The following is a 26,998-nucleotide window of genomic DNA, read 5'->3' as shown; positions in this document are numbered from 1 at the left end:
GATTTTTTCGCAGCCGAAGAGGCCCGGCCGACGAAGGCGCCGAAATCCCCAAAGAACCGCCCGACGTCCTCTTAGGATCGGGCGTTTTTTCTTTTTTGCCCGGCAATCCCTTCGGTGCGCTCTGGTATGGGCTCCTCGTCCCCGTCTTCTTGAAAACCTATGAAAAAATCTCCGCAACCTATTGAAAGGCCTTTGGAGCTCTGGTAGAATGCTCGTGAGATCGCTTTCAAGGTGTAGGCCACCGGGAGGGGATGGCCATGCCCGTAACAATTTACGACGTGGCGAAGCGCGCGGGCGTTTCCATGGCCACGGTATCCCGCGTGATCAACGGAAGCCCCAACGTACGCCCCGCCACGCGGAAAAAGGTCCTCAAGGTCATCGAGGAACTCGGATACCGCCCCAACGCCGTCGCCCGCGGGCTCGCAAGCCGCAGGACGACGACGATCGGGGTGATTTTGCCCGATATCTCGAGCGTCTTCTTTGCCGAGCTCGCCCGCGGCATCGAAGACATCGCCAACATGTACGACTACGACATCCTCATCTCCAGCTCGGATGCCAACCGGGAAAAGGAGCTCTCGCTCATCGGGAGCATGCTCGAGCGGCAGGTGGAGGGGATCCTCTTCCTCGGCGGCCATTTGGACGACGCCCACCGCCGCCTGTTTAAGACCGCCAACGTCCCGGTCGTCCTCGTGGCCACGGAGGATCCGGAACGGGAGTTCGCCTCCGTGCGCATCGACCTGCGCCGTGCCGCCTACGATGCCGTGAGCTTTCTCCTCGACCGCGGGCACGAGCGCGTCGCCTTCCTCACGGATCCCCTTCACGCCCCCATGGCGCGCGCTCGCTACGCCGGGTACGTGGAGGCGTTGGCGGAACGGGGTCGGCGCGTCGAAGAGCACCTCGTCGTGGAGACGCACCCGTACTACGAGCGCGCCCTCAAGGCGATGGCCACCCTCCTCGCCCTGCCGGAGGAAAAGCGGCCCACGGCGATCTTTGCCGCGAGCGACGAGCTTGCCATCGCCGCCGTGCACGCTGTGCAGGACGCCGGGCTTTCCGTGCCCGACGACGTGGAGGTCGTCGGCTTCGACAACACGCGCATCGCCCAGATGGTCCGCCCGATGCTCACCTCCGTCGTGCAACCCATGTACGACCTAGGAGCCGTCGCCATGCGGCTTCTCACGAAGTTCATCCGACAGGAACCGGTGGAGTCGCGGGACGTGGTCCTGCCCCACCGGATCGAGTTCCGCGCCTCCACGCGCCCGCGCGTGGGAGCGCCGTAGGCGCTTTTCGTCGAATGCCTAGCCGTAGGGTTCGCATCTTCGCCCCCCTTGGATTGGGGTTCATCAACCGGTACGTACAAGGGAGGAAGCGCGCGTGCGCATCGGGATACTCGCCGCCTTGCGTGAAGAATTTCTGCCGCTCGTTTCCCACCTGGAGGACGTGCGCGAAGGGGAAGCCGCCCGCCGGCCCGTCGTCCACGGGCGCCTCGGGGCACAGGAGGTCACCCTCATCGCCTCCGGCGTAGGCAAGGTGAACGCGGCGATGGCCGCGCAAATCCTCATCGACCGCTACGCCGTTTCCGCCCTCTACCTCACCGGCGTGGCCGGCGGCGTCGCCCCGGGGCTACGTCCGGGAGACGTGGTCGTGGCAGACGAAGTCCTTCAGCACGACGTGGACTCCACGGCCCTGGGGTTTGCCCCCGGGGAAATTCCCTTTGCCGACCGGTGGATCTTTCCCACCGACGAACGGCTGCGCGCCCGCCTCCTTGGGGCGGTGGAAGCCGTGACTGGGAAGCCGCCCCTCGTCGGGCGCATCGTCTCCGGCGACCGCTTCGTCGCCGATCGGGAGGAGGTCCTCCGCCTTCGCGAGCAGTTTCGCGCCGCTGCCGTCGAGATGGAGGGGGGAGCCCTCGGGCAGGTGGCGTGGGCCAACGGAATTCCCTTTGCCGTCCTGCGCACCGTGAGCGATACGGCGGACGGCGAGGCGCCGCGGGATTTCACCGCCTTCTTGGCCGAAACGGCGGAGAGGGCGGCGCGCATCCTCGTGCGCGCAATCGCCGGGTGACGTTCCGCTCGGGAAGGCGTGGACGGGCGGCCGACCGTGCGCGCCGCGCAGCGCACTTCCGGTCGGAGGCCGGACGGTCTAGACAATACTCGCTTCGATGTGGTCCCTTTTCGCCGGTGAGATTTGTTCTCACCGGCGAATCTTTTATTTCTACTAACTCTTTCTTAGAAGGTCTGATTCAAATTATTCACGAAAAATTCAATTGACTCCTCCTATTGCGGCGGTATAATGGGGATCAGGACACAGAGAATCATTCTCACTGAGAAACGCGCCGGTCGAAGTACGTCGGGCGCGCCTACGGGAGGGAAGCGCGCGTATGGTTCGGGAGAAGAAGCGAAGGGGGAACGTCGCACGCGCGTTGGTCTGGGTGCTCGTCGTGTTTTTCGTGGCATCCTTGGCGTTTGCCGGCGGATGCGGCAAGGGCGCACAGACGGCCGAGGAGCCGAAGAAGCCGGAAGGACAGACCGAGCAGGCTTCCGCTTCGAAGTCGGAGAAGATCGTCGTCCGCGACGGAACGGGGCGCGAGGTCGCGTTCGACGCGCCCGTAAGGCGCGTCGCCGCCCTCGTCACTGGCGACCTCGAGGTGGCGGCGAAGCTCGGTGCGGAAATCGTCGGCCGTCCCACATCCTACATGGCGCCTCCCGCCGGGCTCGAACAGGTCCCGCAGATCGGTTCTCCGCCTGGAATGGGGAGCGGTCCGGACTTTGAAAAGATTTTCGAGATCCGTCCGGAGCTCCTTTTGGGCCCGGCGTCCTTGAGGGCGCACCTCGCCCAGCTCGAGGATAAGGGGATCAAGGTCCTCCTCTTTCAGCCGCGCTCCGTCGAAGACGTAAAGCTGGAGATCCTCACCGTAGGCAAGGTGCTCGGGAAGGAAGACGAGGCGAAGAAGCTCGTCGGCGAGATCGATTCCAAGATCGCCGCGCTTCGCGGGAAGGTGTCCGGTAAGCGCGTGCTCGTCGTCTGGGGTGCACCGGGGACGTACTTGGCCGCCCTCCCGTCCTCGGTCCTCGGAGACTACCTCACGATCCTCGGGAGCGAAAACGTGGCCAAGGATTTTCCGCCGCTTCCCGATCGGCCGACGTTTGCTTCCTTGAGTCCCGAACTCGTGGTCGATAAAGACCCCGAAGTGATCCTTCTCGCTGCCCACGGACGTCCCGACGAGGTGCGGCAGAACTTCCTGAAGGACATGGAGTCACACCCGGCTTGGAGGAACGTAAAGGCCGTAAAGGAAAACCGCGTGTACGTCCTTCCCCCGGAGTTCACGACGATGAACCCGGGGCCGAAGGTGGCCGACGCCCTCGCCCTCTTTGCCGACGCGCTCGAAGGGAAGCTCCCGGTGAGCGCCCCCGCGGGCGGTCATCCGGGTGGAGCGCCTCCTGGCGGATCGGGCGGCCATCCGGGTGGAGCACCCCCTAGCGGATCGGGCGGTCATCCGGGCAGGTGACTTCCCCCGTTCAGGGCGATGGGGAATGCGACGAGGGGAGGAGAAGAGGTGTACGCGCGTTCGACGAGTGAGGTGGGACCTTCGGGGCGCGGCCGCGCCCCCATCCTTTTTTCTCCCGCGGACGAACCGCTGTACCCGCCGGCGGTTCGGCGGCGCGCCTGGTTGCTTGGCGGCCTTTTCGTGGTCTCGCTCGTTCTCGTCGCCTGGTGGGGGCTCTTCGTCGGTTCGGTTTCCCTCTCTCCGGGAGAGGTATGGGCGGCCCTCCGCGGCGAAGGACGGACGGCGGCGCAGCACATCGTCTGGGATCTCCGCCTCCCGAGGCTTCTCGCCGGTGCGCTCGTGGGATCCGCCCTTGCGGCTTCCGGTGCCATCCTCCAGGGGGTTTTGCGCAACCCCCTCGCAGACCCGGCGCTCATCGGCGTCTCCGCCGGAGCGGGGCTCGTCGCCGCCGTCGTCTTCCTCCTCTTTCCCGAGAAGCTCGCCTTCCTTCCCTTGGGTGCCTTTCTCGGGGGATTGGGGACGACGCTCCTCATCTACGCCGTCGCTTGGCTCCGCGGGGCGGCTCCCGTGACGCTCATCCTCGTGGGGCTTGCCGTAAATGCCGTCTTCGGCGCGGCGATGACGGCGCTCATGGTCGTCTTCGGCGACCGCGTGGCGCCCGTGGTCTTTTGGCATGCCGGGAGGCTCACGGGGGTGAGCTGGCCGGAAGTCCACATGGCGTTGCCGTACGCCGCCGTGGGAATCCTCCTCACCTTTTTCGCCGTACGACCGCTCAAGATGCTCCTTCTCGGGGACGAGGTGGCGGCGTCCCTCGGCTTCCCCGTGCGCACTGCCCGGTTTTTCCTCATCGCGTTGGCGAGCTTCCTCGCGGGGACGGCGGTGAGTGTGGCGGGCCTTTTGGGCTTCGTGGGCCTCGTCGTCCCCCACATCGTACGCCTGCTCGTCGGCGGGGACTACCGCCACGTGCTTCCTCTGTCCCTCCTCTTCGGTGGGCTCTTTGTCGTCTTGGCGGATACGGCGGCGCGGACGGTTCTCGCCCCCTTCGAGCTTCCCGTCGGCGTGTTTCTCTCCGCCGTCGGCGGGCTCTTCTTCCTCTACCTCCTCTTTCGCGGCAGGGTCGGTGGCGTAGATGTGTGAAGACCGCGTCCTGGAAGTCGAAGGTTTGGCGTTTGCCCGTGGGACCTTCGCCCTCGAAGGCATCACCTTTTGCGTAGGCCCCGGGGAAATCGTCGCCCTCGTCGGGTCCAACGGTTCGGGGAAGTCCACGCTCCTTCGCCTCGTGGCGGGCTTTCTCCGGCCGCGGGCGGGAAGCGTGCGCCTCTTTGGCCGGCCGCGGGAGGAATACCGGGGACGGGAGCTCGCCCGGCTCCTCGCCTTCCTCCCTCAGGAGGTTCCCTCGCGCCTCCCCCTTTCGGTCGCCGAACTCGTCCAGAGCGGGCGCTATCCTTACCGCGGCCTCTTGGCGCCGCCTCGGTTGGACGAGGTCGCGCGCGAGGCCTTGGAGGTGACGGGCACGTGGGACCTGCGCCACCGGAACGTGGGGGAGCTCTCCGGTGGCGAGCGCCAGCGGGTATACCTCGCCATGGCCTTGGCCCAGAGGCCGCGCCTGTTCCTCCTCGACGAACCTACGACCTTCCTCGACCTCGCGCACCAGGTCGAGTTCCTCGACCTCCTCGAACGCCTCGCGCGGCGCGAAGGGTTTTCCGTGCTCCTCGTCCTCCACGACCTGAGCCTCGCCGCGCGCGTGGCCGACCGCTTTCTCGTTCTCGCCCGTGGGCGCCTCGTGGCCGACGGCCCGCCTACGGAAGTGCTCACGGAGGAACTCCTGCGGGACGCCTTCGGACTCGTCGCTGTCGTCCGCATCGTCGAGGGCGTTCCCGTGGTCGTGCCGCGCCGAAAGAGTTTTCTCGGCTCCGAGCGCGACGTTTCGGAGCTCAGAGCTTAGCCCAAGGAGGTGACGCCCGGGCGGGGGTACGACGCGCCCGCGACGGCTTCTGGCGCGCGATCGACCGTACCTTCGGCTCGGGGAGGGAGATGTGCCGCTTTGCCCTTCTGCTCAATCTCGACGAGACGCGGGCCCTCAACCGGGCCGCGGCGCGCGTGAAGGCGCACGTTCCCGACGTGGAGTTTGCCAAGTTTTACGCCGAAGAATGGGAGGGTGGAGACGGTTCGGCGGAGCGATTCGCCGCCCTCAAGGAAGCCGTGCGCCGCGCGGACGTCGTCTTTTTCGACGTGCACCGCCACTCGCCGCGCTCGTCGGAGCTCGCGTCCTTGCTCGACACCCTCGCCAATACGGTGATCGTCCTCGGAGGCGGGCCAGAATTCCTCCGCCTCGTGCGCATGGGGTCGTTTCACGGGCGCGACTTCCCTATGGTGCGCGCCGCGGACAAGAAGGCCGAACGCATGTCTTCGCCGGACGCGGCGGCGCTGTACGAGGCGTTCGGCCGCCCGCAAGACGGCCCGCCCAAGCGCCTTCGTCAGCTGGAGGAATGGCTGAAGCGCCTAGGAGGGGTCCTCCCCCTCGGCAAGATGCGCCACATGCGGAACTGGCTTACGGTCCTCGAGTACTACGCCGAAGGCGGCGAAGACAACCTCGAGGCGATGTTTCTCTTCGTCCTCAGGGAGTACTGCGGACGTAAGGTGGAAGTTCCCCCGCCTCGGAAGCGCCCGGAGACGGGGATCTACCTCCCGCCGGCGGGGTACACGACGGACTTTCAGGAGTGGGTCCGCGTCGTTCGCCCGTCCGGAGAGCACCCCACGGTCGGCATTCTCTTCTACGGGGGGCAGGGGACGGAAACCTCCCGCGAAGTCGTAGACGCCCTGACGCACGAACTCCGCCCGTACGCCAACGTCCTTCCGGTGTTCGGCAAAGTGGATTCCCTCCTCGACGCCGCCGAGCGCTACTTCCTCGTAAACGGGCGGCGGACGGTGGACGCGGTGGTGGCCCTCAACTACTTCCGCCTGGGCGGCGGCCCCATGGGCGGCCGCGTGCAGGAAACGTTTCGCTTCCTCGAGGCGCTCGGTGTCCCCGTGTTCATGGGCTACATCGGTTTCAAGACGGAAACCGCCCGCTGGAAGACCGCCACGCGCATGTCGCCGGCCGAACTCGCCGTGGGTGTTGGGCTTCGCGAACTCGACGGCTTCATCGAGCCCGTGTACGTAGGAGGACTCGAAGTCCTGACAAACGTCGAAAGCCACATCGGCGCTCCGGTGAAGACCGTACGACCGTACCCGCCGGGGGTGCGGCGCCTCGCCCGTCGCGTCGCGCGCTGGCTGGAACTCCGGCGCACTTCGCCAGCCGAGCGGCGCATCGCCGTCCTCCTCTACAACTACCCGCCGGGGGAGGCAAATCTGGGAGCCGCCGGGTACCTGGACACCCTGGCGAGCCTCCGCCACTTCCTCCTCCTCCTTCGCGAGCGCGGGTACACCGTCGAGGTGCCCGAAGGGGACCTCGCGGACTTCCTCCTCGCACACGGCGTCGTGAACTCCCCTACGTGGGTGGCGCCGGGCGGACTCCGCTATCCGCTCGCCGACTACCTGCGGCGCTACTGGGAGCTCCCCTCGCGGGTTCGCCGCCGGATTGAGGCCGCGTGGGGGCCGCCGCCGGGAACGATTTCCGTCGAGGACGGGGCGTTTGTGATTCCCGGCGTGCGCCTGGGCAACGTCTTTGTTGGCGTTCAGCCTTCGCGCGGCGTCCACGAAGATCCCGCGCGGGCGCACCACGACCTCGAGCTCCCGCCGCACCACGCCTACCTCGCGGTGTACTTCTACCTTCAAGACCACTTCCGCGCCCACGCCCTCCTTCACTTCGGCATGCACGGGAGCCTGGAGTTCACCCCCGGGAAGGAAAACCTCGTGGATGCAGAGGACTTTCCTGCCCTCCTTCTGGGGGATATTCCGCACGTGTATTACTACTGGGTCGGAAACGCCTCGGAGGGGACGATCGCCAAGCGCCGCGGGCAGGCGGTGCTCGTCTCGTACGCTTCCCCGCCGGTGGAGGAGGCCGGCCTTTACGGCGACCTCCTGGAGGTCGAAGACCGCCTACGCGAACTCGCCCGGGCGGAGGAGGGAGAGCGCGACGCCCTCTGGGCGGAAATCCGCGAGCGGGCGCGCGCCCGGGGAATCGAGGCGGAGTCGCCCGAAGAGCTCGCGGCCGAGCTCCAACACCTCAAACAGGCCCTCATTCCCACCGGGCTTCACGTCTTCGATCGCGGTCTCGAAGGGGAGGCGCTCATAAGCTACCTCAACGCCCTCCTCGAAGGCGGCTACCCACCCGGTGCCCCTCCGGAGTTTACCGCCTCAGACGAGGGATCGCGCGCCCGGCGGAAGGCACTTCTCGCGCGCTTTGTGGCGGGGGAAACGGGCGTCCTGCCTCCGGAGGTGGAAGGCGCGTTTCGCGACCTCCTCGACCGCGTGCGCGGCGGGCGCGAAGGTGAGGGGCTCCTCCGCGCCCTCGAAGGCCGCTACGTCTCCGTGGGTCCGGGAGGAGACCCCGTCCGCACGCCCGAGGTCTACCCCGTAGGGAGGAACTTCCACGAGTTCGACCCGCGGCTCGTCCCTTCCCCCCTTGCGGAGCGCCGCGCCCGGGACTTCGCCCGCGACCTCCTCAAGGAGTACGCCGAGCGGACGGGGGGGCTCCCCCGCCGAGTTGCCCTCGTGCTCTGGGGGAACGCCGAACTCTCCACCAAGGGGGAGACGGTGGCCTTGGCCCTCGCCCTTTTGGGAATCCGCCTCCGGCGGTCTTCCACGGGTCTTCCCGTCGGCCTCGAACTCGTCCCCCTGGAGGAACTCGGGCGGCCGCGTGTGGACGTCCTCCTTACGGTTTCGGGGATGTTCCGCGACCTGTGCGGCCTCTGCGTCGAACTCCTCCACGCCGCCGCAGAACTCGCGGCGAACGCCGACGAGCCAATAGGGCAAAACCCGGTTGCGGCCTTTGCGCAGGAGCGCGCAGCGGAGTTCGGCGACAAAGCCCGCGGGCGGGTGTTTGGGCCCCCTCCGGAAGACTACGGGGCGACGCCGCTTCGCGCCCTCGTGGAGACAGGGGCGTGGCGCGAGGAGGCGGAGCTCGCCGACGCCTACATTCGTTCCATGCACTACCTCTTTTGGGAAGGGCGTTTCGTGCGCGAGCCCGACCTCTTTCGCGCTCTTCTCGCGGAGGTGGACGTGGCGACACAGGTGCTCTATAGTGCCGAACACAGCGTGATCGACCTCGACCACTACTACGAGTTTTACGGCGGCCTCCTCGCCGCCGCCCGCCGCGTCCGCGGCGCCAGAGCGGGCGGTCCGACCGCCTTCCTCGTGGATTCAACGCGGGTACAGGCCGAAGTCGTCGACGCCGCCCGTGCGGTCCGCCGCGCCGTGCGCTCGCGCCTCTTTCATCCGAAGTGGATCGAAGGGATGCTCCGCCACCGCACGCACGGGGCGCAGCAGGTGCGCGAACGCATCGAGTACCTCCTCGGGCTCGAGGCGACGGGGCACGTGGTGGGGGAGGCGGTCTTCCGCGAGGCGCTCCACACCTTTGTCTTAGACGAGGCGATGCGCCGCCGCCTCGCGGAAAACAACCCGTACGCCGCCCTGGAGATCGCCCGTCTCATGGGGCAGGTCGTGGAGCGCGGCTACCTCACCTTGACCGAAGAGGAACGCAAGGCCTTTCGCGCTGCGCTCTTTGAGCTCGAGGGCGACGCAGAGGGCGCGATCGACAACCCTTCTGAGACGCCCCTCGCGTATTAGGGCGTTTGTCGGGAAGGCGACGCATTCGCGCCCTGTAAGGGGGGTATGCGATGCCACGGGAACTCCTCGAGGGCGCCTCCTTTCCTTTGAGCGCCTTTGTCGGCCGCGAGGACGTCCTCCTCCCCGTAGCCCTCTTCCTCGTGCACCCGGGGCTTAGGAGCCTCCTCTTCGTAGGCCCCCCAGGAACGGGGAAGCGGAGCTTTGCCCGCGCCCTTCGGCCCTTCGTCGACGGCCCGTACGTGGAGGTGCCCGTGGGCGTAAGCCCCGACCGCCTCTTCGGCGCCCAAGACCTCGCCCTGGCCCTTCGCGGCCAAAGCGCCCTGCGGCGCGGGCTTGTGGCGGAAGCGCACGGGGGACTCCTCGTCCTTCGCGGCGCGGAACGCATGGACCCCGAGCTTTTGGCTGCCCTCCTCGCGGTCCACAAGTCGCGGGAAAACCGCCTCGAGCGCGAAGCGTGGTCTCTCCGGGAGGCGGCAGATTTCCGCCTCCTCGCCGTGGTGGACGTCCCTTTCGAAGCGGAACTCCCGACTGCTTCTCCCCCTTCGCCGTCGCCGAAGGGCTTCCCAAGCGGGCCCGCAGACCCAGGTTCCGTCATCCCGACCGGGGAGGGACTTCGGTCCTTGGCCGGCGGGTTTGCCCTAAGCGTTTGCTTTCTCCCGCTGCGCTCCGCCTCGTTGCGCGCCGAGGCGGCGCTCCGCGCGCTCGCCTTTCGAAGCGAACCCGCGGAATTCGCCCAACGCTTTGCCGCACGGGAAGAGTCCTTGCGCGCGCGGCTCGGAGAGGCCCGGGCGCGCCTGCCTTTGGTGGAGGTCCCACCGGGGGCCGTGCGCGCCGCCGCGGAACTCGTGCGCCGCGCCGAGGTGGCGGGAAACCGGGCCGAGGTCGAGCTCGTCTTTGCCGCGCAGGCGCTCGCCGCCTGGGAGGGGAAAAGCCGCGTCGAGCCGGAAGACGTCCGCCGCGCCGCCCCTTGGGTGCTCGCCCACCGCTCCCGGCGCGTCGAGGTGCTCGAAGAGGTCGCGGGACCTTCCCCCGGTTCGCCCCCTCCCCGCGCGCCGCAAACGGAAGAAGCCTCGGACGAGGCGGGAGGACAAGAACAAGGACCTCCTCCGGAGAACTCCGACGTCCGTCCCCCTTCGGCATCGGAAGGATTTCCTCCTGCGGAAGGCGATCTTTCGGAGGCGAATGCCCTTCCCCACGGATCGGACGGCGCGGCCCACGAGGCAGAGGGCGGTCCCTCCGCGCGCGAAAGCTTCGGCTCCGCGGGCCCCTTGGAGACTTCGGACGTTGAACGTCCCGCACACCTCGGCGAACTCCCCCGAGAAGACCCCGCCGTGTCCCGAAACCTGCCGCGTACGCCTCGCGGGTCCGGGGGAGGGCGCGGGGTCTCCGGCGGGGTCGGTGTCGGATCGGGGAAGGCCCTTCGCCCCGGTACGTGGAAGCCGGAAGCGCGCATCCACTGGGAGGGAACCGTGCGGCGGGCGGCGGTGCGGGCCGCCCGAGAGGGGCAGCCGGGTCTTCTTCTCCCCCTCCGGCACGAAGACCTCGTAGGCCGGTTCGTCCGAGGGCGTCGGGGCACGCTCCTCGTCCTCGCCGTAGATTTGAGCGGCTCGATGGGCGGCCGCCGCCTCGCCCTGGCCCGGAGGGCGGCCCTCGCCTTTCTCGCCGAAGCCTACGTGCGGCGGGACCGCGTGGCCGTCGTCGGCTTTCGCGGGAGGACGGTGGAGGTCCTCCTCCCACCTACGCACAGCCCGGAGCGGGCGCACGGGCTCTTGCAGGGCGTGCGTACGGGCGGGCGCACGCCGTTGGCGCAGGGGATTTGGGCCGCGGCGGAGCTCCTCCGGCGCGAACTTCGCAAACGTCCGGACGTCCGGGGGTGGTTCGTCCTCCTCACCGACGGAAGGGCAAACGTCCCCTTTCCTCCCGAGACGGACCCTGTCCTCGGCGCGCTCCGCGTGGCGGAATGGTTCGGGGAGTTCGCCCACGCCGCAGGCGTCGCCCGGGCCGTCGTGGATCTGGAGGAAGAGCGGTGGACGCGTTTTGGCGTAGCTGGCGAAATCGCCGGTGCGATGGGTGCCGTCCTCCTCACCCCTGAGGAGTTCGCCGCGGGCGAAATCTTCCTCCGGAGGACGGCGACGAGGTAAAAGACGAGGCGTAAGCCCGGGGAAAATCTCGTGGTCTGAGGAGGAAAGAGCCTTGGGAAGGGCGACGTATCCCTTTACGGCCATCGTCGGACAAGAGGCGATGAAGACGGCGCTCCTTTTGGGGATTTTGGACCTCAACCTCGGAGGCGTGCTCATCCGCGGGGAAAAGGGGACGGCGAAGTCCACGGCCGTACGGGCACTTGCGGAGCTCCTCCCGGAGATCCGCGTGGTGGCCGATTGCCCCTACGCCTGCGATCCCGACGATCCGACGGCGATGTGTCCGAGCTGCAAGCGGCGCAAGGAGGCCGGCGAAACGCTTCCCGTGCTCGTGCGCAAGATGCGCGTCGTCGATTTGCCCCTCTCGACGACGGAAGACCGGCTCGTGGGAACGCTGGACGTCGAGGCGGCTCTGCGCGGAGGGGAAGTGCGCTTTCGCCCGGGGCTTTTGGCTGCGGCGAACCGGGGGATCCTCTACGTCGACGAGGTGAACCTCCTGGACGACCACCTCGTCGACCTCCTATTGGACGCGGCGGCGATGGGCGAAAACGTGGTGGAGCGCGAAGGGCTGTCCGTCCGACACCCCGCTCGCTTCCTCCTCGTGGGGACGATGAACCCCGAAGAAGGGGAACTCCGACCTCAGCTCCTCGACCGCTTCGGCTTGTGCGTAGAGGTAGAGGCCTTGGCGGACGTGGAGGAACGCGCGGAGGTGGTGCGCCGACGTCTGCGCTACGAAGAAGACCCTGAGGCATTTCGCGAAGCGTACGCGGAAGCGGAGTCCGAACTCCGCCTCCGCGTCGTGGAGGCGCGTCGCCGCTTGCCGCGCGTTTCCCTTCCCGACTCCCTCGTCCGACGGGTGGCCGAACTCACGCTCGCGCTCGGCATCGACGGGCACCGGGCGGACCTCGCCGTCCTCCGGGCGGCGCGGGCCCACGCCGCCCTTGCCGGTCGGGAAGAGGCGGGCGAAGCGGACGTGGCGGCGGTCGCCTACGCGGCGCTCTGCCACCGGATGCGGCGGCGGCCGTTCGAAGACGCGCAGGAGGGGCGTATAAAGATCCGCGACGCCCTAAAGGAGGCGGGATTTGCCGCACCGGAACCCGCGGACAGGTACGCGTAAGGGCGCAGCCTTACGGGACGGCGGCGGAAGGCAAACGGCTGCAGACTCCGCGTCTTCCCGCTACCCGAAACGGATTCGGACGACGCGGGTCTTTTTAGGAACGTACGGCAAACGCCTCCAAAATCTTGCGGAGGTCCTGGGGCGTGGGGACGGCGTAGGTGGCGTGTGAGGGCTTCGCCCCTACGCGCACGGCGATCGCCGTTTCGGGAAGGGCCCGGAAGAGATCCTCGTCGGTCACATCGTCGCCGGCGGCGAAGATAAAGCTCTGGTCGCGGAGGAAACGTCGGGCGGCGCTTCCCTTGGTCATCCCTGCTTTTGCGTCTAGAAATACGGGGAATGCCCGGCGGTGCGCGAGTGCCTCCCTCAGCTTTGGATCTTCGTTTCCTTCATTTCCTGGCCAGCCGATCCATAGGTAGTCGTCGGTTTGCAGTTCAGCGGCGCGGAAAAACGAGAGAAGGCCGGACACGAGGCCGCCCGGGCTGAGCTCGAGCGCCCCATCCGGCCGTACGCGGTAAGGTAAGCGGTTGGCGACGATCACGAGTTTCACCGGAAGGGTCCTACTCTCATCGGGTAGGGAGTTACATCCGGTGACGGAGGTGGTGGAGGAGCTGGGCTACCGTGCGCCGGTTGCGTTCGGTGATCGATTCGGCCCGCGGATTTTGGGGAAACGGAGGATCGATGCCTACGGCGGGCGGAAGGGGGTCTTGGAGGACGCGTTTCCAACGGCTCACCCAATCTTCGGGGAGAGGGGTATGGAGGTCGAGGGGCCGTTCGGCCATGGCGGACCAAACCCACGCCCACGCCCGGGGAAAGACGCGGAAGTCGTAGCCGCCGCTCGAGAGGGCGATCCAGCGGCCGTGGGTGTATGTGTGGGCGAGCTCGTGGAGGAGCATGGGAATTTCCACGAAGGGGCGGATGCTCAAGGAGAGGTGCGTGAGGGGGTCGTAGAGGTGCGGATCGGCGCCGTGAAGCGTGACGAGGACGTCGGGGCGAAACACCTGAAAGGCGAGGGGGACGACGGCGTGGACGATCTCGAGGTAGGAGGCGTCTTCCGTGTACGGCTCGAGGGGGACGTTTAGGGAAAGGCCAAATCCCTCTCCTTCGCCGAGCTCGTCCACGAAACCGGTACCGGGGTAGAGGTAGCGCCCGGATTCGTGGAGGGAGAGGGTCATCACGCGGCCGTCGCGGTAGAAGATCGCCTGCACGCCGTCTCCGTGGTGGGCGTCGAAGTCGATGTAGAGCACGCGCATGCCGTAATCCGTGGCGAGGAGGTGGATGAGGGCGGCGGCGTCGTTGTAGATGCAAAATCCCGAAGCGTGATCCCGCTGGGCGTGGTGAAGGCCGCCGCCGAGGACGAAGGCGTGGACGAGCCGGCCTTCTGCAACGGCTTCTCCTGCGGTGAGCGCCCCCCCTACGACCCAGGCGGCAGCGTCGTGCATGCCCGGAAACGCCGGGACGTCCGCCGTAGCGAGGCCAAAGACGGGGCTTGCGGCGTACGGGTTTTCCGACGCGCGGCGCACGTGTTCCACGTAGGCGGGGTCGTGCACGCGGAGGATGTCCTCGTCGCGGGCCTTGCGGCCGGGAAGGATGTCTTCTGGGCGGAGGATTCCCAGGGACTGCAAAAAGTCCACGGCCGCCTCGATACGTCGGCTCGTGAACGGATGTCCGTCGGGGAAGCTGTAGGCGAGGACTTCGGGGCGGTACACGAGCTTTACGTCGCTCATCGCACGTCACCCGACGCGTCCTTCGTCTCTCCTTCCGGACCTTGCGGCGTCTCCGCGGCCTCTACGGGCCAGAGCAGGCGAATTCCTTCTTGTGGGCCGATCTCCCGGAGGCGCCGAAGCGCTGGGGTCGGGTCGATCGTCATCACCCGGAGGACGACGCGCCTTTTGCCGGGGTGTTCTGCGGGGTAGAGGATGAGGCTCGAGAGGGAGAGCCCGAGCTCCTTGAAGATCCCTGTGAGATCGTGTACGGCACCGACGCGGTCTTCGACTTCGATGTCGATCCGGCTCGACGGCGTGTCTACGCGCAAAAGCTCGACGAGGGCCCGAAGAAGGTCGGTCGTCGTGACGATGCCGACGAGGTTCCCCGTCTCCACCACGGGAAGGGCGCCGATCTTTTTCTTTACGAGGGTGAGCGCAGCCTCCTCGATCGGGTCGAGGGGGTGGGCGGTTTCTACGTCCTGGCTCATCACTGTGGATACCGGGGCCTCGAGAAGGGCGAGGTCCTTTTCGTGAAAGATGAGCTTCGAGGGGCTTGCGCCACGGAGGTCGCGGTCGGTGACGATGCCCACGAGGCGCCCGCTCTCGTCGACGACGGGCAGGTGGCGGATTCTTCGGTCGCGCATGAGTTCCCAGGCCTCGCGGAGGGTATCCGTGGCCCGCACGGTAAACACGGGACGGCTCATGATTTCGCGGACGAGCAAGGCGTTTCCCTCCCGATACACGAGTTTCCCGACGGTACCCGCAGGGGCGGGCTTCTTCAGTACAGCGGGCGGCGCATAAAGCGCACGCGGTCGAAGCGCTCGATCGTCTCCATGGGTACGCGCGCTCCTATGCGCACCATGAGGGCGTTGGCGGGGTGGGCGACGATTTCCGGATCGTCGGTGGCCGCGGGGTACATCCCCACGCTGCGCATGAGGTTTTCCATAAGCCTACGGTAGCCCCACACGTCGAGTCCCGTGCGCTCGAGGTCCCAGTGCCAGTAGTACTCCGTCGTAAAGACGATGTACTCCTCCAGAGCTTCGTCGGCAAAGGAGACTTCGAGGATCGTCCGGGCCAAACCGCGCCCGCGGTACGGCGGTGCCACCTCTATGGCGCCGAGCTCGAGGATTCGCGGGTCGCGGGCGAGGGACCAGCGTTCGATCTCGTCCGGAGCGTGAAAGGTCGCGTAGCCAACGATGGTGTCTTCCTCTTTGGCGACGATCACGCGTCCCTCTGGGAGGCCGGCGATTTCCACGAGGGCCTCCTTTTGCCGTTCGGGCGGGCGAAAGGCGTCGAGCTCCGGGTGCATGCGGAGGGCGCGGAGTTCTTCCGGCGAAACGGGACCTTCCACGACGATTGGCGGACCGTGTTCTACGGGGATCACGCGGCGGTGGGGCGTCTTTCGGTGGAGGAAGGTTTCGACCACGACAATTCCCCTCTCTCGTGGCGGAGCGATGCCAAATCCCTTACGGGCGACCGCACCTCTTGGCCGTTCTCCGGGGGTTTGTCCTCAGGTATGCGTATGCTATACTGTAAGAGTTTGAAGGCGCCAACACCACGGTTTTGGAGGTTTCCCCCATGAAGGTCGAGTTTACGCGCACCGGCCCGTACGCAGGCGTACTCTCCGTAGAAGTCGAGGCCGAACGCTTCGATCGCGCACTGGACGAGGCTTTCCGCCGCGTGATTCGCCACGTCGAAGTTCCGGGCTTTCGCCGCGGCAAGGTCCCGCGCTTCATCTTCGAGGCGCGTTACGGAGTCGAATCTTTGTACGAAGAAGCCTTGAACGTCCTTCTTCCGGAAGCGTACCGTGCGGCGGTGGAAGAGGCGGGCATCGTTCCCATAGAGGAGCCCGAGATCGACGTCGAATCCCTCGGCAAGGGGCAGCCTCTTCGCTTTAAGGCGACGGTGACCGTAGAACCCGAGGCGGAGGTCGGCGACTACCGCTCGATCGCGCTCGTGAAACCCGTCGTTTCCGTCGACGAGGAAGAGGTCGAGCGGGAACTCGCCGCCATGCGCGAACGCGTCGCCGTCCTTCGTCCGCTCGAAGGGGAGGAGGCGGTCGTGCAAGAGGGAGACGAGGTGGACCTCGCGTACCGCGTGTTCCTCCGGGAAGGGGAGGGTGAGGACGCCCCCGAACGCGAACTCGAAGACGCGAAGAGGGACGAGGTCACGGTCGAGGTCGTACCGGAGCGGCTCCTCCCTGGCTTTGCCGAAGGGCTCGTGGGGATGCGCGTCGGCGAAACAAAGGATATTTTCCTCACTCTACCTCAAGATTACCACGACGCTTCCTTGAGCGGCAAACCCGTCCGCCTTTCCGTTCACGTCAAAGCCGTGCGGCGCAAGGAGTACCCGCCGCTGGACGACGAGTTTGCCCGCGAAGTGAGCGATTTCGATACGTTGGAGGAACTCAAGGCCGACATCCGCGCGAAACTCGAGGCACGCGTCCGCGAGGCCAAGGACCGCGAGGTTCGCGACGCGCTCGTCGAAAAGCTCGTCGACATCACGGAAGTCGAACTCCCGGAGTCGCTCATTCGCCGTGAGGCGGAGGCGATCGTGGAGGAGCTCGACAACGTCCTCCGCTCCATGGGGATGGACCTCGCGAGGTACCTCGAGGCCGTGAACAAGGACCGCGAGGCCGTCATTCGCGAACACTGGGAAGAGGCGCGCCGCCGTGTCGTCGGCCGACTCGCCCTGCTCGCCGTCGCGCGCAAAGAGGGGATCGAGGTCGACGAGGGGCGCTGGCGGGAAAAGCTCGCGGAGCTTGCGCAGGTCTACCGCACGACTCCCGAGGAGTTGGAGAGGGTCTTGCGGCGGGAAGGTGCCTACGAGGCGTTGCGCCGGAGCGTCCTCTTCGATCAAGTGGTAGACCGCCTTCTCTCGTACGTCACGTGGGTAGAGGAAGCCCCTGCGCCTTCCGAGGGTGGGGAGGCCGCCTCCGCAGAGGGGGCAGGTTCTGCCGAAGAATCCTCCGGGGACGCGGAACGGGAGTGAGCTTCGGGCTTTGCGGGCGTCTGCGGCGGAGAGGTAAACCTCGGGTTTTCCAAGCGTTCGCGGCGGGCCTGGCGTTCCAAGTTTGGGACGCATCGGCCGGACTGTGCGGGGGAGTTTCTCCCCTTTCTTTTTTCTCCTGGCTTTGTGTAAACTGGAGGTGGCACCCGTACCGTCGGTGTGCGGCATCCGGCGGTGCGTAGAGCGCCCCTCGGGTGGAGAGAGTAAAGGGGCAAGAAGGGGGTTTTTGCGGTGCTCATTCCCATGGTGATCGAGCAGACGGCGCGGGGAGAGCGGGCGTACGACATCTACTCGCGCCTTCTTAAAGACCGAATCATCGTCCTCGGCACGCCCATCGACGATCACGTGGCGAACCTGATCGTCGCCCAACTTCTCTTCCTCGCCGCCGAGGATCCGGAAAAGGACATCTACCTGTACATCAACTCTCCGGGCGGTTCGGTGACGGCAGGGCTCGCCATCTACGATACGATGCAGTTCATCAAGCCGGACGTTTCCACGATCTGCATCGGCATGGCGGCGAGCATGGCCGCCGTGCTCCTCGCCGGCGGGGCAAAGGGGAAGCGCTACGCCTTGCCGAACAGCGAAATCCTCATCCACCAGCCTCTCGGCGGGGTGAGGGGGCAGGCTACGGACATCAAGATTCACGCGGATTGGATTCTCCGGACGCGCGAACGACTGAACAAAATCCTCGCCTCGCACACGGGTCAGCCCCTCGAGCGGATCGAACAGGACACGGACCGCGACTTCTTCATGAGCGCGGAAGACGCCCGGGAATACGGGATCATCGACGAAGTGATCACCCACGCCACGTCGGTCATTCAACAACCCAAGTCGTGAACCTCCCGTCCGCGCTCCTGTTGGGGGCGTCGCCTCGGCCGCGCCGGGGTTCTTGGAATGCTTCTTTCGGACGGTCGGGTGAGATCTTTCGCCAGGGGAGGTGGTTTACATGGCAAATCGCGGACCCGGCGGACCCGGAGGGCCGCACGAAGACGAGGTTCTCCGCTGTTCGTTCTGCGGGAAGACCCAGGACGAGGTGAAGAAGCTCATCGCCGGTCCCGGGGTCTACATTTGCGACGAGTGCGTCGCCATGATCAACGAGATCCTCGAGGAAGACATGCAAAACGAGCAGCACGAGGAGCTCAAGGAGCTCCCCAAGCCGCGGGAAATCGCCGCCTTCCTCGACCAATACGTGATCGGACAGGAACTCGCGAAGAAGACGCTTTCCGTGGCCGTGTACAACCACTACAAGCGGATCTACACAAAGGGGAACAAGCGCCGGCGCAAGGACGACGTCGAACTCCAAAAGTCGAACATCCTCCTCATGGGGCCCACGGGGAGCGGCAAGACGCTCCTTGCGGAAACGTTGGCTAAGTTCCTCAAGGTGCCGTTCGCCATCGCCGACGCTACGACGCTCACGGAGGCCGGATACGTCGGAGAAGACGTGGAAAACATCCTCCTCCGCCTCATCCAAAACGCCGACTACGACGTGGAGCGGGCGCAGAAGGGGATCGTGTACATCGACGAGATCGACAAGATCGCCCGCAAGTCGGAAAACCCGTCCATCACGCGCGACGTGTCCGGCGAGGGCGTACAGCAGGCGCTCCTCAAGATCCTCGAGGGTACCGTGGCGAACGTACCGCCGCAGGGCGGGCGGAAGCACCCGCATCAGGAGTTCATCCAGATCGATACGACGAACATCCTCTTCATCGTGGGGGGTGCCTTCGAGGGCATCGAACAGATCATCAAGCGCCGCCTCGGCGCCAAGGTGATCGGCTTCGGGGCGGAGATGCAGACGCAAAAGCTCTCGAAGCACGAAATCCTCCACAAGGTCATCCCCGAAGACCTGATCAAATTCGGGATGATCCCCGAGTTTGTGGGCCGCGTTCCGGTGATCGCCACCTTGGATCCCCTAGACGAAGAAGCCCTCCGGCGGATCCTCACAGAGCCCAAAAACGCCCTCGTGAAGCAGTACAAAAAGCTCTTTGAGATGGACGGAGTTGAACTCGAGTTTACCGAAGAGGCGCTCACGCTCATCGCTCGCGAGGCCCTCAAGCGCGAGACGGGGGCGCGTGGGCTCCGTTCGATCCTAGAGAGCATCATGCTCGACATCATGTACGACGTCCCTTCGCGTACGGACGTAGCCAAAGTCGTCATCACTCCGGAAGCCGTCCTTCGCCTCGGACCGCCGCTCCTCTACGGCAAGGACGGGCGGCTCCTCGTGAAGCGCGAAGAGACCGCCTGAGCGTCCGAGCGGAGGTATACGGAAACGCCCCCCTGCCGATACTGGTGCTCGTACCGGTCGGAAGAAGGGGGGCGTTTTCTCGTGCCTGACGTGTTGGGAAACGGCGAATGGGGTCCGGATGCGGTGTGGGCCGAGGTCTTTGCCCGGATTTCTCACGTACCCTTTTCGCTTTGGGTCGTCGGACTCTTCGTCGTTCCGATCGTCGTTTGGTGGCTCTTGTCCCGGATCTTCGCACGGCGGCCTCGGGTCGTCTCGCCGAGCCCTCCGCCTGCGGACGTGCGTCCCGCGGACGAGCTCAAAGACCTCGCGCGCCTTCGGCAGATCTCGCTCACGGAACCCCTCATGGAAAAGACGCGTCCGCGCCGCCTCGAGGACATCGTAGGTCAGGAGGACGCCATCCGCGCCCTGCGCGCGGCCCTCGCCGGTCCCCACCCGCAGCACGTGATCCTCTACGGTCCGCCCGGTGTGGGGAAGACGACCGCGGCGCGCCTCATCCTCGAAGAGGCGAAGCGCAACCCCCGCTCTCCCTTTCGCCCCGACGCCCCGTTCGTCGAAGTCGACGCGACCACCGCCCGCTTCGACGAGCGGGGGATTGCGGATCCCCTTCTCGGGAGCGTGCACGATCCGATCTACCAAGGGGCCGGTCCCCTCGGTCAGGCGGGGATTCCCCAGCCCAAGCCGGGCGCCGTGACGCGGGCCCACGGAGGCATCCTCTTCATCGACGAAATCGGTGAACTCCACCCGATTCAGCTCAACCGCCTGCTCAAGGTGCTCGAAGACCGCAAGGTCTTCTTCGAGAGCGCGTACTACAGCCCCAAAAACGCGCAGATCCCCGCACACATCCACGACATCTTTCAAAACGGCCTTCCGGCCGATTTCCGCCTCGTAGGAGCGACGACGCGGCCTCCCGAGGAGCTCCCGCCCGCCCTCCGTTCGCGCTGCCTGGAGATCTACTTCCGCCCCCTTCGCCCCGAGGACCTCGAAGAAATCGCGCGGCGGGCCGTACGGCGCCTCCGGGTGTCCGCCGAAGAGGAGGTCTACGCGCTCGTTCGCCGCTACGCCCAGACCGGACGCGACGCGGCAAACCTCGTAGAGCTTGCGGCGAGCCTGGCGGAGGTCGAAGGCCGAACCACGATCACGCGTGAAGACGTCCTTTGGGTTGCGGAGGTGAGCCGGCTCACGCCCCGGCTCGAGGCGCCGCGACGCGCGCAACCCGAGGTCGGGCGCGTACACGCCCTCGCCGTCGTAGGGCCTGGCGTAGGGCAGGTCCTCACGTTGGAAGCCGTTGCCTGGCCGGCGGGGCCGGAAGGCGGCTCTCTCCACCTCTCCGGAGCTTCCGAGGAGGAGACGTTGCGGGCGCCGCAGGGGAGCCTGCGTCGGAGGAGCCTCATCCTCGCCTCCGTCGAAAACGCCCTCGTTGTGCTCCGCCGCTTCGGGATTGTCCCCGAACGGTACCACGTTCGGGTGAACGTTCCGGGCGGGATGCCGGCGGACGGTCCCTCGGCCGGCCTCGCCCTCGTGCTTCTCCTCTATTCCGCCGTGCGCCGCCTTCCCATTCCCCCGGACGTGGCGGCGACGGGAGAGGTGAGCCTCACGGGCGAGGTTCTCCCCGTAGGGGGTCTCAAAGCCAAAATCGACGCCGCCCTGGAGGCGGGACTCGGTCGGATCTTCGTGCCGTACGACACGGCGCTGCCCTTGCGTCGGGGTGTAATCCCCGTGCGCCACGTGGCCGAAGCCCTTCAGCTCGTCTTTGGAGACGTGGAAGGCGTAGGTTCGCGGACTACCTCCGGCGAGGGGACCCCCCGCGGCGCCCTGCCAGAAACGGGTTCGGCGTTCGGCGCCTGAGCTCGGACGCCCCGGCGGATTTTTTGCGCCGGGGCGTTTCCTTTCCTAGAATGGGGGCGGAGGTGGTCGCCGTGCGTCGGTGCACCCGGATCTCGCCGTGAAGTCCAGGTCGGTCGAATACGTAGGTGCGGCCTACACCCCGGAACAGCTCCTTCGGGACGTGCGGCCGCAGTTTGCCTTTATCGGCCGTTCCAACGTGGGCAAATCCTCGCTCCTCAACGCCCTCCTCGGGAAGGACATCTTCCGCACGAGCAAGACCCCCGGACGCACGCAAGCGGTGCACTACGTGCTCGTGGACGGAGCGTGGTACGTCGTCGACCTCCCGGGGTACGGGTACGCCAAGCTCCCGCAGCGGGAGCTCGCGCGCATCGCCGCCCTCACGGAAGCCTACTTTGCCGAACGGCCCCGGCTTACGTTCGTCCTTTTGGACGGGCGAATTCCCCCGCAGGGCAAGGACGAAGAGACCTTTGCCTGGCTAAGGAGCCTGGGACTGCCCTTTCGTGCGGTAGTGACCAAAGTCGACGCCCTCTCCCGGGCGGAACGCGCGCAGGCGAGCCGCCGCTTCGTCCAGGCCTTTTCCCTTTCGGAGCCGCCCATCCTCACGTCCGCCCGTACGGGCGAGGGCCTCGGCGAAGTGTGGCGAGCGATTCGCGACGCCCTGTGAGAGAAGGGAAGGCCTCACCTGCGCCCTCCTCGCGCGGGGGTGCGTTCGAGGAGGAGGGAAAGTCCGGCGAGGAGCACGGCGTAGGCGTACGCGCGAACGCCTAGATAGGAAAACAGCGCGGGGAGAAGGAGCGCACCCCCCCACACGACGGCGGGCCGGTACCCCGTTCGCGCAAAGGCGAAGAAGAGGGCGACGCCCGTCGCCGCCGTTCCCCACGTCCAAAAGGTCGTTCCCGTGCTGGCCGTAGGAGAAGCGGGAGGAAACCAGGACACCCCTCCGAAGACGAGAAGGACGAGTGCGGACGTGAGGAACGCCTCGCGCGCATGTCCGGGAACGCGGGAGGCGTAGGCGGCGAGCACGCCCCCGACGAAGGGGAGGGCGAACCGCGCGTCCGCCGATGCGAGGTTCGTCCACGGAGGAAGAAGGCGAAGCGGGTCCGGCCAGAGGAGAAAGATGAGCCCGACGAAGAAGAGCGCAAGTCCCAAAACCGTCCGCGCGGACATGGCGAACGTCACCTCCCCAAAAGCGTCGCGGGCACCGACGGGTGCACGCGCTCGGCGTCCTGTTTGCGGCCACGCCGATTTCTGCGAAACGTCTATTTCGATTCCGCCGACGGGGGCGCTTCCGCGCCGCGCATGCCCTCGCCTTCGGGTTCCGGCGATCGCGATCGCGGGAGAAGAGACGTAAGGAGGATCCCTCCGAAGATGAGGGCGCTGCCGACTCCCATGGACAGGGTAAACGGCTCGCCCGCCCAGAGTACGCCTGCCAGCGCGGCGAACACCGGTTCCAGGGCGAAGATGAGAGCCACGTGGGACGTGGGAACGCGCCGCTGCGCGTGCGTCTGTGCCCAAAAGGCGAACGTCGTGGCGAAAAACGAGGTGACCGCGAGGGCGAGGAGGACGGGAGGAGCGAGGATCCGCGAACCCAGGGTCGTAAGGGCGTCTGCTTCCCAAAGGAGGGAAAGGGGAACGCTATAGACTGCCACGGCGAGGATTTGAAAGGTTGCGAGCACGGTGGGCGGGCTTTGGCGGACGAGGCGGTCGGTTTCGACGATCTGCACGGCGAAGAAGAGGGCGCAGAGGACGACGAAAAAGTCGCCCCAAGATTCGCTTGCCGCACCGGCGGAAGCGGCGGCATCGGTTCCCGTGAGGAAGTAAAGCCCGAGGAGCGCGGCGGCGACGGAGAGGAGGTCGCGTTTTCGCAGCGCGTTTCTCCCGAGAAGCCGCCCCAGAAGGGGTACGAGGATCACGGAAAGGCCGGTGAGGAAGCCCGCCTTGGCGGCCGTCGTGTGTTGTAGGCCGACCGTCTGCAGGGCGTACCCCAGAAACAGCCACGCCCCTAACCCTAAGCGGAAGCCGAGGAGGAGGTCGGCGAAACGAACGGGAGCACGCCCTCGCATTCGTTCTTGCAGGCAGAGGGGGAGAAAGAAGACGAAGGCGAGGGCAAAGCGGACTGCCAAAAACGCGAACGGGGGAAGGACGGGGAGGGCGTCCTTGACGAGGACGAACGTCGTTCCCCATACGAAGCTCACACCGACGAGCAGGATTTCGTTCATGCGCGGCGCCTCACCTTGTTTGCGGAAACGTCCGGAAGATGTACATTTCTTGTATGAGATGGCTCTTTGGTGTATCTTTAACGTGAGAATTCGGTGCCGGACCGCCTAACCCGTTTGCGATCCAATTCCCAACCTGACGTCGGCGACGGGCGGTAGTTTTGCGGCATGGATGTTCCGCTTCTTGGCCTTTTCCCAAACCGCCGTACCGGCGATTATAGCGGATTTTTCCGGGCACGTCACGAAACGAGGGATTTCGGGGGATCGCATGCGGTCTTCGGCGGTGCACAGAGAAAAAGGAGCCGGCACAGAGAAAGGGGCCGAAGGTAGAGAAAGAACCACGCCAAAGAACAGGGGGGCTTACCTTGGACGAACTCACCGCGTATGTGCGCTCCGTGGTTCGCGAAGATCCGCTCTTTCTCCGAGACGTAGAGGATACGACGAACTTTCGCCTGTCCTTCCACGTAAAGCGGTTGCGGCGAGAGCGCGGGCTCACGCAGCGCGAACTCGCCGACCTCTTGGGGGTACGGCAGCCGTTTGTCGCTCGCATCGAGAGCGGTCGGGGAAACCTCTCCCTCCGCAAGGTGGAGGCCATCGCGCGCGCGCTCGGGGTCGATCCTCATGAACTCCTCCTGCCCGTCTTTACCCGCGGCGGTCCGGAAGAAGTCGCGCGCATCGTGGTAAACCGCCACTACCGGATCTTGGCCGCAAACGCGGGTGCAGAGCGCTACCTGGGCAAGCCGGCGGAGGAACTCCTCGAAAAGCCCTTCCCGCCGCAACTCCCTCTGCGGAGAGAATTGGAAAAGGCCTTTCACCGTGGGGAAGCGGTTACCGAACTGGGCGGCGGTTCCGTTCGCATCTCCCTCATTTTCAATCGGAGGAGGCGGCCGATCGGGGCGGATGTGACCGTTTACGGGGTTTCCGAGGCAGCGGAGGCGGATCCGCGAGCTCGGGTGGAGGTGGAGGTTGAGGGGATGCGGTGACGCCGCATCCCCCACTTCCCAGGTTTTTTTGCCGCGGGACGGTGGTTCTCGTACACAGATTTCTATGGTAGAATCCTTTTTGGAATCGTTTTCACCTAGAGATCGTCTAGAGATGCCGCGCCGAAGGCATGGGACGCCCGATCCGATTTGGCGGGCGGCGGCTTCCGCAAAGGGGTGGAAGCGACGTGGAACTGTTCGTCTACGGCGTGAGCGTGCGCACGGCCCCGCTCGTGGTGCGCGAACGCCTTTCCGCTGCTGAAGGAGACGTAGATGCGGCTTACGAGCACTTTTCGCGCGTTTCGGGAATCTACGAAGTCGTCCTCCTCTTCACCTGCAACCGTACGGAGGTCTATCTCCTCGCCGCGGATTCCAAGGTGGCGGACGAGGTCGTACTGGCGGAGTTTGCCCGCCTTGCGCGCGCGGAGCGCGAGAGCCTGCGTCCGTACGTGTACCGCTACGAAGGGGCCGAAGCCGTTCGCCACCTCTTCCGGGTGGCTGCCGGTCTGGATTCCCTCGTCATCGGGGAAACGGAGATCCTCGGGCAGGTACGGCGGGCGTGGGAAGATGCCCTTGCCCGGGGGGCTACGGGGAAGGTTCTCAACCAGGCGTTTCTGCGGGCGATCGCCTTTGCCAAGCGGGTGCACCGCGACTGGCGGTTAAACGACAACCCGGTATCCGTCGCCTACGTCGCGGTTTCCCTCATCCGGCAGATCTTCGGCGACCTGCGAGGCCGAAGGGTGCTCCTCGTGGGCGCGGGAGAGACCGGGCGCCTCCTCCTCACGCACCTTCGGACCCTCGAGCCCGAGTACGTCGTCGTGCTCAACCGTACGGAAGAACGGGCACACGAGCTCGTACGCCGGCTCGGGATCCGAGGGGAGGGGGGCGGCCTGGACGAGCTTCCCCGCCGCCTCAAGGAGGCAGACGTAGTCCTCACGGCCACGTCCGCCCCCACTCCTCTCGTGCGTTTCGCGTGGGTGGAGGAGGCGCTCCGCGGGCGGCGCGATCCCCTCCTCTTCGTGGACCTTTCCGTTCCCCGGGACGTGCCATCCGAGGTTGGCGGGCTTTCCGGCGCGTACGTGTACAACGTCGACGACCTCAAGGGAGTTGTAGAGGCCAACCTCGCGTGGCGCCGGCGAATGAAGGAGAGTCTGGAGGGCGAGGTTGCGCGGGAAGCCCAGGAGTTTTTGCGTTGGCTCGAGGAATTGGATGTACTCCCCACGCTCGTCGCCCTGCGGGAAAAGGCGTTCCGCGTGCAGGAGGAGGTCTTGGCGAGCCTCTACCGCAAGCTCCCCAACCTCGACGAGCGGGAGCGCCGCATCCTCCGGAAGCACACGCGGAGCATCGTAAACCAGATCCTCCGCGAACCCCTTTCGTATCTGAAGGAGCGGGCAGGGACGCAGGAAGGGCGCGAGGCGCGTGAGGTACTCGCCCGTGCCTTTGGACTTTCCGAGGAAGTTCTCCGCCGCACGGCCTACCCTTCCCTTCGGTGGCTTACGGATCCCGAGGAGGCGGAGGATGCGCCGATGCAGGAGGAGCCTTCCCGCTTGTCGAAAGAGATTCTCAGGCGAGAAGCCTCTTCCCCTTACCCTTCTTCGCCGTAAAGTCGGGGACCGCGCGAGGTGATGGCCGTGGGAAACCTCCTCCTCACGCTGGCCATCCTCTACGGGGTCGCGGGCGTGTACGCCTACCTCCGGGTAGGCAAGTCCGCCCCTCTTTCGGCGATGCAGTCCGCCTGGTCGTTCTTTCGCTTTCTCTGGGCCGTCCTTACGGGAACGTTCGTCGCCTCCGTGTTCCTCCGAAACGAATCGCTGTTTGCCTCGACCTCTCTCGCGCTCCTCTGGGCGTGGGTTACGCTGGCGTTTGCCGCGGGTCGTGCGCTCGAACGGCGTTTCGGAGGGGCGATTTTGCCGTTTTTGAACTTCGTGGCCTTTTTCCTCGCGCTTCGGGGTGCCCTCTTTGCCTTTGCAGAGGAAGGGGCGGGGTTTTTGGGGTCGGGGGCGAGCTTAGACTCCGTACTGCGGGAGCACCCGTGGCTCTTCCTCCACGTTGGGTTTGCCTTTCTCGCCTATCTGGCGTTCGCCGCCGCCGGCGTACTCGCCCTCCTCTACCTCCTTCAGGAACACCTCCTGCGGCGCAACCCCGCCAAGGTGTGGCACGTAGGGTTTTTGCCCTTAGCCGATCTCCTACGTCGGGCGCGCCTCCTCGTTCGCGGCGGATTCGCTTCCCTCGCCTTTGCCGCCCTTTTGGGGATCTGGGAAGCCTACGCCCGGGGATTTGCGCTCTTCAGCGATCCCAAGGCCGTGGGTACGCTTCTCTTCCTCGCCTCGGTGGTTCTCATCCTCCGGCGTCCGGTCGGATGGCGGTTGGAGATGGTAGCCGTCTTCGCCTTTTTCCTCCTGGCCTTCGCCAATTCCGTTCTTGGGCACACGTTCGCATACGCGCTCATTCCCTATGCGGGCGGTCCGTGATTCCCGCCCCGTCGTCGAGTTCCGGTAACGTGAGGGGGCCGA

22 protein-coding genes are annotated in these 26,998 nt (G+C 66.2%); 16 read left to right on the top strand and 6 right to left on the bottom strand.

Going from position 1 to position 26,998, the window contains the following annotated elements:
* Positions 1-257 precede the first annotated feature (257 nt).
* The 8 genes from ccpA (at position 258) to C7438_RS08090 (ending at position 12,490) form a co-directional block, all read left to right on the top strand.
* On the top strand, positions 258-1,277 hold the full coding sequence (ccpA, locus tag C7438_RS08125) for a catabolite control protein A (RefSeq protein ID WP_121444869.1): 1,020 nt from the start codon (positions 258-260) through the stop codon (positions 1,275-1,277).
* A gap of 94 nt (positions 1,278-1,371) precedes the next feature.
* Positions 1,372-2,061, top strand: a complete 690-nt coding sequence (locus C7438_RS08120; RefSeq protein WP_170143655.1) for a 5'-methylthioadenosine/adenosylhomocysteine nucleosidase — start codon at positions 1,372-1,374, stop codon at positions 2,059-2,061.
* A gap of 316 nt (positions 2,062-2,377) precedes the next feature.
* The gene (locus C7438_RS08115; RefSeq protein ID WP_121444867.1) at positions 2,378-3,505 is read left to right on the top strand and encodes an ABC transporter substrate-binding protein; all 1,128 of its coding nucleotides are present in this window, start codon (positions 2,378-2,380) and stop codon (positions 3,503-3,505) included.
* 129 nt (positions 3,506-3,634) lie between these two features.
* Positions 3,635-4,642 carry a FecCD family ABC transporter permease gene (locus C7438_RS08110; RefSeq protein WP_252393340.1) on the top strand — a complete coding sequence of 336 codons (1,008 nt, stop codon included), beginning with the start codon at positions 3,635-3,637 and terminating at the stop codon, positions 4,640-4,642.
* A complete protein-coding gene (locus C7438_RS08105) occupies positions 4,635-5,450 on the top strand; it encodes an ABC transporter ATP-binding protein (RefSeq protein ID WP_121444865.1) in 816 nt (271 codons plus the stop codon). The genes C7438_RS08110 and C7438_RS08105 overlap by 8 nt, the downstream gene beginning before the upstream one ends.
* Positions 5,451-5,539: 89 nt before the next feature.
* On the top strand, positions 5,540-9,235 hold the full coding sequence (locus C7438_RS08100; protein WP_121444864.1) for a cobaltochelatase subunit CobN: 3,696 nt from the start codon (positions 5,540-5,542) through the stop codon (positions 9,233-9,235).
* 50 nt (positions 9,236-9,285) lie between these two features.
* Complete coding sequence (locus C7438_RS08095; protein ID WP_121444863.1) at positions 9,286-11,376, top strand: VWA domain-containing protein; 2,091 nt, start codon at positions 9,286-9,288, stop codon at positions 11,374-11,376.
* Positions 11,377-11,428: 52 nt separating this feature from the next.
* Complete coding sequence (locus tag C7438_RS08090; RefSeq protein ID WP_245956591.1) at positions 11,429-12,490, top strand: magnesium chelatase ATPase subunit I; 1,062 nt, start codon at positions 11,429-11,431, stop codon at positions 12,488-12,490.
* A gap of 94 nt (positions 12,491-12,584) precedes the next feature.
* Here the strand turns inward: C7438_RS08090 and C7438_RS08085 are convergent, their stop codons facing one another.
* From C7438_RS08085 to C7438_RS08070, 4 genes are read right to left on the bottom strand one after another with little or no spacing between them, the layout of a single operon-like run.
* Complete coding sequence (locus C7438_RS08085) at positions 12,585-13,037, bottom strand: trehalose-phosphatase (protein WP_121444862.1); 453 nt, start codon at positions 13,035-13,037, stop codon at positions 12,585-12,587.
* A gap of 31 nt (positions 13,038-13,068) precedes the next feature.
* Positions 13,069-14,214 carry an acetoin utilization protein AcuC gene (locus C7438_RS08080; protein WP_121444861.1) on the bottom strand — a complete coding sequence of 382 codons (1,146 nt, stop codon included), beginning with the start codon at positions 14,212-14,214 and terminating at the stop codon, positions 13,069-13,071.
* Complete coding sequence (locus C7438_RS08075) at positions 14,211-14,915, bottom strand: CBS and ACT domain-containing protein (protein WP_121444860.1); 705 nt, start codon at positions 14,913-14,915, stop codon at positions 14,211-14,213. Before C7438_RS08075 ends, C7438_RS08080 begins: the two co-directional genes overlap by 4 nt.
* 56 nt (positions 14,916-14,971) lie before the next feature.
* Positions 14,972-15,619, bottom strand: coding sequence for a GNAT family N-acetyltransferase (locus C7438_RS08070; RefSeq protein ID WP_121444859.1), 648 nt, complete (start codon positions 15,617-15,619; stop codon positions 14,972-14,974).
* 152 nt (positions 15,620-15,771) lie between these two features.
* On the opposite strand from C7438_RS08070, the gene tig reads away from it, so the two are divergent.
* The 5 genes from tig (at position 15,772) to yihA (ending at position 21,953) form a co-directional block, all read left to right on the top strand.
* The gene (tig, locus tag C7438_RS08065; protein ID WP_121444858.1) at positions 15,772-17,184 is read left to right on the top strand and encodes a trigger factor; all 1,413 of its coding nucleotides are present in this window, start codon (positions 15,772-15,774) and stop codon (positions 17,182-17,184) included.
* Between the two features lie 249 nt (positions 17,185-17,433).
* Positions 17,434-18,039 carry an ATP-dependent Clp endopeptidase proteolytic subunit ClpP gene (clpP, locus tag C7438_RS08060; protein ID WP_289626243.1) on the top strand — a complete coding sequence of 202 codons (606 nt, stop codon included), beginning with the start codon at positions 17,434-17,436 and terminating at the stop codon, positions 18,037-18,039.
* 109 nt (positions 18,040-18,148) lie between these two features.
* Positions 18,149-19,444: an ATP-dependent Clp protease ATP-binding subunit ClpX gene (gene clpX / locus C7438_RS08055; protein WP_121444857.1), complete on the top strand. Its 1,296-nt coding sequence runs from the start codon at positions 18,149-18,151 to the stop codon at positions 19,442-19,444.
* Positions 19,445-19,525: 81 nt separating this feature from the next.
* On the top strand, positions 19,526-21,289 hold the full coding sequence (locus C7438_RS08050) for a S16 family serine protease (protein WP_245956589.1): 1,764 nt from the start codon (positions 19,526-19,528) through the stop codon (positions 21,287-21,289).
* Between the two features lie 79 nt (positions 21,290-21,368).
* Entirely contained in the window at positions 21,369-21,953 is a 585-nt protein-coding gene (yihA, locus tag C7438_RS08045) for a ribosome biogenesis GTP-binding protein YihA/YsxC (RefSeq protein ID WP_121444856.1), read from the top strand.
* Positions 21,954-21,967: 14 nt separating this feature from the next.
* Here the strand turns inward: yihA and C7438_RS08040 are convergent, their stop codons facing one another.
* Both C7438_RS08040 and C7438_RS08035 read right to left on the bottom strand, forming a co-directional pair.
* Entirely contained in the window at positions 21,968-22,456 is a 489-nt protein-coding gene (locus C7438_RS08040; protein WP_121444855.1) for a hypothetical protein, read from the bottom strand.
* 92 nt (positions 22,457-22,548) lie between these two features.
* Positions 22,549-23,508, bottom strand: a complete 960-nt coding sequence (locus tag C7438_RS08035) for a DMT family transporter (protein ID WP_121444854.1) — start codon at positions 23,506-23,508, stop codon at positions 22,549-22,551.
* A 362-nt stretch (positions 23,509-23,870) separates the two neighbouring features.
* Here C7438_RS08035 and C7438_RS08030 point away from each other — a divergent pair, with 362 nt between their 5' ends.
* From C7438_RS08030 to ccsA, 3 genes are all read left to right on the top strand, one after another.
* Positions 23,871-24,488, top strand: a complete 618-nt coding sequence (locus tag C7438_RS08030; protein WP_245956587.1) for a helix-turn-helix transcriptional regulator — start codon at positions 23,871-23,873, stop codon at positions 24,486-24,488.
* Between the two features lie 185 nt (positions 24,489-24,673).
* Positions 24,674-26,089: a glutamyl-tRNA reductase gene (gene hemA, locus C7438_RS08025; protein ID WP_170143654.1), complete on the top strand. Its 1,416-nt coding sequence runs from the start codon at positions 24,674-24,676 to the stop codon at positions 26,087-26,089.
* Between the two features lie 21 nt (positions 26,090-26,110).
* On the top strand, positions 26,111-26,956 hold the full coding sequence (gene ccsA, locus C7438_RS08020; RefSeq protein ID WP_121444852.1) for a cytochrome c biogenesis protein CcsA: 846 nt from the start codon (positions 26,111-26,113) through the stop codon (positions 26,954-26,956).
* The last annotated feature ends 42 nt before the right edge of the window (positions 26,957-26,998 follow it).

It is taken from the genome of Brockia lithotrophica, assembly GCF_003633725.1.
Lineage (GTDB): Bacteria > Bacillota > Bacilli > Thermicanales > DSM-22653 > Brockia > Brockia lithotrophica.
This window is presented reverse-complemented; position numbering and strand designations above follow the sequence as displayed.

Bases quoted from the DNA above. Each gene is read 5' to 3' on its own strand.
- ccpA (WP_121444869.1), top strand. From the start codon at position 258: ATGCCCGTAACAATTTACGACGTGGCGAAGCGCGCGGGCGTTTCCATG.
- C7438_RS08115 (WP_121444867.1), top strand. From the start codon at position 2,378: ATGGTTCGGGAGAAGAAGCGAAGGGGGAACGTCGCACGCGCGTTGGTC.
- C7438_RS08105 (WP_121444865.1), top strand. From the start codon at position 4,635: ATGTGTGAAGACCGCGTCCTGGAAGTCGAAGGTTTGGCGTTTGCCCGT.
- C7438_RS08100 (WP_121444864.1), top strand. From the start codon at position 5,540: ATGTGCCGCTTTGCCCTTCTGCTCAATCTCGACGAGACGCGGGCCCTC.
- C7438_RS08095 (WP_121444863.1), top strand. From the start codon at position 9,286: ATGCCACGGGAACTCCTCGAGGGCGCCTCCTTTCCTTTGAGCGCCTTT.
- C7438_RS08080 (WP_121444861.1), bottom strand. From the start codon at position 14,214: ATGAGCGACGTAAAGCTCGTGTACCGCCCCGAAGTCCTCGCCTACAGC.
- tig (WP_121444858.1), top strand. From the start codon at position 15,772: ATGAAGGTCGAGTTTACGCGCACCGGCCCGTACGCAGGCGTACTCTCC.
- clpX (WP_121444857.1), top strand. From the start codon at position 18,149: ATGGCAAATCGCGGACCCGGCGGACCCGGAGGGCCGCACGAAGACGAG.
- C7438_RS08040 (WP_121444855.1), bottom strand. From the start codon at position 22,456: ATGTCCGCGCGGACGGTTTTGGGACTTGCGCTCTTCTTCGTCGGGCTC.
- C7438_RS08035 (WP_121444854.1), bottom strand. From the start codon at position 23,508: ATGAACGAAATCCTGCTCGTCGGTGTGAGCTTCGTATGGGGAACGACG.
- ccsA (WP_121444852.1), top strand. From the start codon at position 26,111: ATGGCCGTGGGAAACCTCCTCCTCACGCTGGCCATCCTCTACGGGGTC.